Genomic DNA, 1,519 nt, shown 5'->3' on the forward strand with positions numbered 1-1,519 from the left:
AAGCACAATTACTGCTTTTATAATCTCATCTAAATAGGAAGCCATTTCTGTACTCTTATTATTACCCCTTATACGAGGCTCTCCTAAGGCAGCCAATACCCTCCTAAACTCAGGCTGAAAAACAATAATCAGTATTAAAAATAAGTATGATGTGAAACTATCTAATAACCACGAGGTGGTGGTTAGTTTCAGCATATTAGAAAAAAATGAAGCTACCAATAAGAAGATAACCCCAAAAAACATATAAATTGTTTTGCTACCTTTAAATAAAAGAAGGAGCCTATAAGTTAGATAGGAAATAATTAGGATATCTATTAAGTCAATAAGACTAAAGGTTTTTATAACTTCAGTCATCACAAATTAAATGATTTGTTAATTCAATTAAAGCTTTCGATTCATCTATATCATGAGCTCTAATAATGGATGCTCCCTGTAACAACGTTAACATCTCTAAGAGTTTTGAACCTAAAACCCGATATTTATCCTGGTTTCCTAAGAGTTTACCAACAAAACCTTTTCTAGAAATTCCAACTAATAGAGGCACTTTCAAGCCACTAAACTCCCAAAAATATTTTAATAAATTTAAATTATGCTCTAATTTTTTACCAAAACCAAATCCTGGATCTACAATAATCGACTCTTTTGATATCCCAGCTGATATAGCTTTATTTATTAAATCCTCTAGATGAAAATATATCTCCTCAACTACATCCTCATAGCTAGGATTATCCTGCATCGTTTCAGGCACCCCTTTAATATGCATTAAACAAATAGCTGAATTATAACGAGCCACAACCTCTGCCATTTTCTTATCAAAACCCATGCCGCTAATATCATTAATCATATGAACACCAAGCTTTAGAGCTTCTGCCGCAACTTCCGATTTATATGTATCTACGGAAACAACCAAACCTAATTCCAAAGCTTTCTCTACTGCAAAGGCAATCCTACTCCACTCCTTTTCAGCAGACACCCTTTTACTGTACGGCCTTGTTGATTCGCCGCCAATATCAACTATATCAACACCTTTTTCTTTAAACTCTATAAGCCTGCCTAGAATAGCTTCTCTATTTGTATATAAACCTCCATCACTAAAAGAATCAGGGGTAGTATTTAATATGCCCATTAATTTTGGCTTATTTAAAGGCATTATAACATCTCTCAATTTTAACTCTCTTATCTTATTAGCGAATAACATATCTTCTATTTCTAAGGCTAAATCTTTTAAGCCAAAGGGTTGTTTCTTGAGTTTTTCAACAAATTTAGTTAAACCATGAATATGTGCGAACAAACAAACATCAGATATATCTCGTGAACAGCTTACAACATCACGTGCCACAGCAGCATCAATTCCAACTGCCAAAGCCTCTTGTTTTATTATATTAGCTTGACAGGGTCTTAAATTCTTAATTCTTATATTAAAGGATAAGCCTTTATTTATTAGATACTCTGCATAAGGATCTACGCCGACTCGCTTTATTTCATTTCTCAATCTATTTTCGGTTGCATATAATGGTTT

2 protein-coding genes are annotated in these 1,519 nt (G+C 33.3%); both read right to left on the reverse strand.

Features of this window, described 5'->3' with window-relative positions:
- On the reverse strand, positions 1–354 hold a 354-nt coding region (locus tag SVN78_11145; GenBank protein ID MDY6822161.1), incomplete at its 3' end, for a TIGR00159 family protein.
- Positions 347–1,519, reverse strand: a 1,173-nt coding sequence (folP, locus tag SVN78_11150) for a dihydropteroate synthase (GenBank protein ID MDY6822162.1), incomplete at its 5' end; no start/stop codon positions are given. The genes SVN78_11145 and folP, both read right to left, overlap by 8 nt.

This window comes from Deferribacterota bacterium (assembly GCA_034189185.1).
GTDB lineage: Bacteria > Chrysiogenota > Deferribacteres > Deferribacterales > UBA228 > UBA228.